The 6,653-nt window shown below is 40.6% G+C and carries 8 protein-coding genes; all 8 read left to right on the forward strand.

The annotated features are described in order from the left end of the window. Positions 1-313 (forward strand): hypothetical protein (locus tag RAO94_12370; GenBank protein MDP8323135.1); only part of this gene is annotated, 313 nt, incomplete at its 5' end. Between the two features lie 262 nt (positions 314-575). Beyond that, positions 576-1,247 (forward strand): thiamine diphosphokinase, encoded by a 672-nt coding sequence (locus tag RAO94_12375; protein MDP8323136.1) that lies wholly within the window; start codon positions 576-578, stop codon positions 1,245-1,247. Further along, entirely contained in the window at positions 1,240-2,625 is a 1,386-nt protein-coding gene (selA, locus tag RAO94_12380; protein MDP8323137.1) for an L-seryl-tRNA(Sec) selenium transferase, read from the forward strand. Before RAO94_12375 ends, selA begins: the two co-directional genes overlap by 8 nt. A 4-nt stretch (positions 2,626-2,629) precedes the next feature. Beyond that, complete coding sequence (locus tag RAO94_12385; GenBank protein ID MDP8323138.1) at positions 2,630-3,541, forward strand: TIGR01212 family radical SAM protein; 912 nt, start codon at positions 2,630-2,632, stop codon at positions 3,539-3,541. A gap of 269 nt (positions 3,542-3,810) precedes the next feature. Then, positions 3,811-4,710, forward strand: coding sequence for a M28 family peptidase (locus RAO94_12390; GenBank protein ID MDP8323139.1), 900 nt, complete (start codon positions 3,811-3,813; stop codon positions 4,708-4,710). A gap of 1 nt (position 4,711) precedes the next feature. Beyond that, positions 4,712-5,302 carry a ComEA family DNA-binding protein gene (locus RAO94_12395; GenBank protein MDP8323140.1) on the forward strand — a complete coding sequence of 197 codons (591 nt, stop codon included), beginning with the start codon at positions 4,712-4,714 and terminating at the stop codon, positions 5,300-5,302. Positions 5,303-5,304: 2 nt separating this feature from the next. Then, complete coding sequence (locus RAO94_12400) at positions 5,305-6,180, forward strand: hypothetical protein (protein ID MDP8323141.1); 876 nt, start codon at positions 5,305-5,307, stop codon at positions 6,178-6,180. Between the two features lie 29 nt (positions 6,181-6,209). Further along, the coding region (gene rsmD, locus RAO94_12405) for a 16S rRNA (guanine(966)-N(2))-methyltransferase RsmD (GenBank protein ID MDP8323142.1) at positions 6,210-6,653 on the forward strand (444 nt) is incomplete at its 3' end.

A 6,653-nucleotide genomic window follows, 5' to 3' on the forward strand; every position in this document is an offset into this window, starting at 1 on the left:
TGAAGAATTCACTATTAGCCAGACCCTGGATAGTAATGAAGTTTCCACCAGTCAGAATTACATTAGATTCACTCTAACATCCGATACTCTCAAATTTGATATCAATGATAATATAGTGCTATCCCAGTCAGGCAATTTCCGGATAGAAACCTCAGATAGCGAGATAAATATCAGAAATATGATCACCCAAAATCTGGCTGCCAGCTACGTCTCAGGACTGTCACTTGAACCCACCTTCCAGACAGATATACAGCAAAGAGCCGTATTCTACCTGAAAAAATCAGACCTTAAAATCCTCAAAAGAGGCTTTTAAAACCAGTACTTACTACACCCCAGTAAACTAACCTGCGTACAGGGAAAGAGTCAATAGAACACAGATGCCACGGATTACACTGATCATCACGGATAATGTAATATAAAAATAATTTAACCATCATCCTCAGTCATAGCTTCGGCACGGCAGGCAGACGACACGGATAGCATGGATGAAATTAATCTTAAGATCAATCAGTTTTTGCTGGACAATAAATAACGGGGCAGGAGTGTAACACGACTGGTGAAAAGGGGTGATTGGAATGAGTAATGAGAAATCAATCTGCATTATTGCAAATGGTGAGAAACCGGATCTGAGTGTACTGGTAAGGGCACTTTCCGGAGTGGATCTGGTGATAGCTGCTGATGGGGGCAGCAATCATTGTCTGGATTTGAGAATCACACCAGATGTGATAATTGGTGATCTGGATTCTGCAGCTCCTAATATTGATAAGATATTTCCTAAGGCAGAGATAATTCACCTGCCAGATCAGGATACCAGTGATATGGAGAAAGCGGTGAATTATGCTTTAGGTTATAAACCTGATAGAATAAATATAATCTCAGCTTTGGGACTGAGAGCAGACCACATGCTGCAGAATATCCTGATATTTTATCATTTTAACCAATTAAAACCCTTGAATGAAGTGGAAATATGCCTGTATGATAACTGGGGTAAGATGAAATTTCTGGCTCCCGGAAGTCATACAATCAGAAATAAAAAAGGCAGGGCAGTATCATTTTTTAGTTTTGGCAGCATCAGTAACTTGACATTAAAGGGATTCAGGTATAATTTAGATAATCAGAAAAGTCAGGGATATTTTGGCGGATTGAGCAACGTTTATGAATCAGATGAATGCCTGGTGGAATTTGACGGCAGCAGGATGATCTGGTATGAATGCTATGAAGCGAAAGGAGAAAGTGTAGATGAATAAGGATGAATACCGTTTATTACCGGGAGTAGATATAGTTTTGCAGGATAAGGCTTGTGAAAGCGTGATAACCAGATATGGGGTCGGGCGCGTAACAGAAACTGTGCGAGTGATCATAGAGCAATCCAGACAGGAGATTGGCAGGGGAGCAAAGGCAATGAATGCAGATGAGATAATAGCAGAATGTGACAAATTGCTCAAGGACAAAACGCAAAGCAGTTTACACCCTGTGATAAATGGAAGTGGTATTGTGCTTCATACTAATCTGGGCAGGGCACCTCTGGGAGAGAAAGTGATCAGTGATCTGCAGGATATTTTGACAGGTTATTGTAATGTGGAATTTGACCTGCATACAGGGAAGAGGGGAAAGCGGGAAGATCACGTTCGGAGTCTTCTGCAGGAGATCACGGGTGCTGAAGATGCTGTGGTTGTTAATAATAATGCAGCGGCAGTAATGCTGATCCTGAAAACTCTGGCTGAAGGGAAGGAAGTAATAATTTCCCGGGGAGAACTGATAGAAATAGGCGGTTCCTTCAGGATACCTGATATTATGGCAGCCTCTGGGGCAAAGATGGTTGAGGTTGGCTGCACGAACATAACAAAGCTGAGCGATTACGAGGATGCAATTACACCTGATACAGGATTGATCTTCAAAGCGCATAAATCAAATTATTATATTGGCGGGTTCAGTGAAGAGGTGGAGCTTGATGATCTGGTAGCGCTTGCTCACGATAACGATCTGGTGATGGTTTATGATATAGGCAGTGGTTTACTGCGCAAGCCGGAGCAGCTTGACATGGCATCAGAACCAGATGTGAAAACTGCTATTCAGAGTGGGGTTGATCTGCTGTGTTTTAGCGGAGATAAATTACTTGGCGGTCCTCAGGCGGGGATAATTACCGGTAAGCAGGAATATGTGCAGCAGATAGCAAAAGCACCAATGATGAGAGCATTGAGAGTGGGGAAGATGACCATCTCTGCTTTGATCAGCGTGATGCAGGCATATCTTAATGATAATGAACTGATAGCCAGTATTCCTATCTTCCAGTTGCTGAACAGGAAATTGAGCGAGAAACAAGCTTTAGCAGAAAAATTGATAGGTTATTTAGAAGAAGCTGGAATAAGAGCGACGATCGTCGAAAGCTATGGCAGATGTGGCGGGGGGACAATGCCTGAACTTAAGATCGATAGTATAGCAGTTCAGATAGTATTTGATCACCCTGATATGGCAGAGGTTGTCCATCAGCAGTTACTATTGGGAGAGAAGCCGGTATTAGGAATCTTGCGTGAAGGTGAACTATTGTTTGATCTTACCAGTCTGATGGAAAGTGACCTGCCTGTGATAGCAGAACAGCTTGCCATCGCCATTAATAATCTTTAAATAAATGCAGCTATCTGATCTGATAAATACATATTCTAAAGCTATGCTGATAAAGTATGGCGAGAAAGTATTCCGGGTAGGAGTCAGTACTGGTATAATCTGTCCTCATCGGGCAGAGGGAGGATGTCTATTTTGTAATCCTCAAACCTTTAGAGGGGCATATCAAGCTGAAGAACTGACAATAGAAACGCAATTGGAAAAAGGGATTAATATCCTTAAGCAAAACAGCAAAGCAAAATCCTTTATTGCCTACTTCCAGGATGAAACATCTTCTGCAGGAGAGATTGATTACTTGAAGGATGTCTTCAGCAGGGCAATAAATTATCCAGAGATAAAGGGACTTACCATATCAACGCGTCCGGATTATGTGAATGAGGAATTATGTGAGTTACTGGGTTCTTTTAATAAACCAGTAAGTATCGAAATCGGGATGCAGAGCATCCATGACAGCAGTCTGCAATATCTGGAGCGGGGACACAGTCATCATGATACTATCGAAGCAATAGAGCTTTGCCGGAAATGGGTAATAAATACGGGAGTGCATCTGATCATGGGTATTCCGGGAGAGAGCAGGCAGGATATGATCGATACGATACGTTGGGTATCAGATAATAAGGGGATCCAGGAGATCAAGCTGCATAATCTGGTGATATATTCCGGGACAAGACTGGGAGAATTGTGGGAGAAGGGTGAAGTCAAGCAGATGCCGATAGATGAATACATTGAGATATTAAGTGAATTAATACCCTGGGTGAGAGAAGATATTGTGATCAGCAGGCTGTTTACGAGCAACATTCTGCACAATGACCTGGGAGTGGAGCCAATGCCGGGAAATAAAACGAAATGGATGAATCAATTACTCCTTAAGCTGATCAAAAAACAATATAGGCAGGGAAGTAGTCTGGGAGATGGGTAAAAGTACAGAAATTGACACAACTAAAACCTTGCGAATGGTTGAAAACCTCCACAATGGTTGACCGATATGAACAGGCAATATACATTGATAATTGGTTTGTTATGATTTATAAATTTCTGATCACTGATCGACCATTGCGGAGGGCTAAAGCCCATTCGCAAGGTCTTGGATGCGGGGAAATTTAACAGTCTAACGGGAAATAAATATCAAAAGTGAAATATTAATTGACGATTTTGGCAGTATTAAAGATTAATAAATCAGAGGATAAAATGTTAAAAAATTATATAATAATCCTGATAGTGATAATTATTGGAGTTTTACTGATGTCCTGTACAAGTCAGGTTCCCCGGTTTAAAGGTGAAAGCGCATTTCAAGTATTGAAAGATCAATGTGATCTGGGAGCAAGAGTTCCCGGCTCAGAAGAGATAGAGCTTTGCAGGGATTATATAATAGATAAACTTCACAAGTATGGGGCAGAGGTAAAACAGCAGAAATTTACAATTGATTATAAGGGAAAGGAAATAGCGGGAGTGAATATCACAGGCAGTTTTTATCCACGTCTGAGCCGGAGAATACTTCTGGGTGCACATTATGATACCAGACCCTGGGCAGATAAGGATGCTGATGAAACAAATCATACCAAGCCAGTTCTAGGAGCAAATGATGGAGCTTCAGGAGTAGCAGTATTACTTGAGATTGGCAGAATTTTATCAGAGACAATGCCCGAAGAATATGGTATTGATCTGGTCTTTTTTGATCTGGAAGATATGGGTACATATACAGAAGATGAGGGCTGGTGTCTGGGCTCACAATACTTTGCTGAGCACTGGGAGGGAGAAAAGCCTGAAAAGTCGATTGTAATAGATATGATAGGTGACAAAGATTTGAGGATTCCAATTGAGTATCACTCATATCATAATAGTCCGCTACTGGTGCGGGAAGTGTGGGATATAGCCTGGCAGCTGGGAATTAAGGAATTTGATAACCGGATAGATAATGCCATTAATGATGATCATTATTCTCTGATCAAAGCCGGGTTTGAGGCAATTGATATTATTGATTTTGAATATGGCTCCTGGCATACTGTAGAAGATACTCCTGATAAATGCTCCGCTGCTTCTCTGCAAGCAGTTGGACAGGTGCTGGTAAATCTGATTTACCAGAAATAAGATGTTCAGACCACAGGATTATTTCACGGTGAATGAACGCAAGATACTCACATTTGTATTGATAATGGTGTTTCTGGGCTTGGGGATCAAGTATTTGAGCTTATCTGCAGATGATGATGTATTTGAGGGAACTCTTAATGAAGTAAGTGATAATCGGACTCCGGTAGATATCAGAACTGCAGATACTGATGAACTCCAGAGCCTGCCGAGGATAGGACCAACACTGTCAGAACGAATACTTGCTTACAGGGCAGAGCATGGATTTGAGTGCATTGAAGACCTTGTGAAGGTGAAAGGGATAGGGGAAGTAACTCTGGAAAGGATAAGTCCCTATCTGGTAAAATTCGGAAAGTCAGCAGAAGAGATTGAGATAAAAGAGACGATAGAAAGGGACTCGATTTTTGATATAAACACTGCAAAACTGGAGGATTTTATCCAGTTGCCTGGGATCGGACCAGTGAAAGCACAACGAATTATTGACAGAAGAAGCGAGATAGGAAAGTTTAACAATGTGAATGAACTGATTGAAGTAAAGGGAATTGGTGAGAAAACTTTGGCAAAAATTTTGCCTTATATTAAATGCGAGGGTTAGAAATGGAAACAAAACCAACAGCGACACTGGCGAAACTATATGTTTCACAAGAGAAGTATGATTATGCACTGGCAATATATCTATATTTGCAGGATAAGGAAGGGAAAGATTACCAGGAACAGATCACTGAAGCAGTGTTGGAAATCTGCAAATCCCGCTGGGGTGAATATCATAAAAATGTAAAAAAAATATTCACTAAAGCAGAGGCTGCTGCATTACACATTATTCCAGAAGACCTTCGTGTGGCTACCGTGGAGACTTTGAACGATATCGAAAATGATTTCGAAGGCACTATGACTGAAATGACGGAAGTTATTGAAGAAATTCCAGTGCCAGAGAAGATCATGGAGAAAATTGAAGAAGAACCTGAAGAGAAGCCTGAAGAGAAACCGGAAATAGTTCCAGAACCTGCCGAGAAAGAGAAACTTTCATCTGAAGTGTCAGTCAAAGATATTGAAGAATCTATCCCCAAAGATGATCTTCCAGAAATTGATGTTGATGAGGAAGATATTATCGATGAGGAAATAGAGTTTCCCTCTTTGGGTGATGAAGTATATGTGGAACCCGAAATTGAAATTCCTGATCCAGTGAAAGTAAATGTTTCAGATGAAGAAGATCTGGTTCCCGGCTTAGAAGATTTCACCAGTAATTATAAAAAGGATGTCAAACAGGGTTTGACTGAAGAAAATAATGTTTCTGGTGATGAGAAAGTGGAAAAGAAACTCCAGGATGATATGGATCAAAAGCTTTTTAATGTGCTTAGAATTATGAGAGGGATGAGTGCTGAGGAACTGAGTCGAGTTTTAAAAAACAAAATGCAGGACGGCAAAAAGCTGGAAGAATTGACTTTAGCTGATCTGGAAGAACTTATAGATTAGAGTTTAGCTAACAATAAAAAGGAAATTAATTGAGAATAATTGCAGGAAAATATAAGAAACGGACATTACAGAGTGTCCCGGGTAATACTGCCAGACCTACAACTGACTATTTGAAGGAAACCATTTTTAATATCATACCAGATTGTGAAGGAGTAGATTTTCTGGATTTGTATTCCGGCAGCGGATCTATAGGACTGGAGGCGATCAGCAGAGGAGCCAGAAGTGTTGTTATGGTAGAATTCGCCCATAAATCAATTGCAACCATAATCAGTAATATTGTTACTTTAGGATGCCGGGAACAGTGCCGGTTAGTAAGAAAGAAAGTGATACCCTTTATCAAGAAATGTGAAGAGCAGTTTGATATGATCTTTTTGGATCCTCCCTACAATAAGAAATTGATAAACAGCACAATAGAAGAGATATTTGCAGCAGATCTATTAGGTGATAATGGCATTATTATTGCAGAACATTCA

The organism is Candidatus Stygibacter australis (assembly GCA_030765845.1).
Classification (GTDB): Bacteria; Cloacimonadota; Cloacimonadia; order Cloacimonadales; family TCS61; genus Stygibacter; species Stygibacter australis.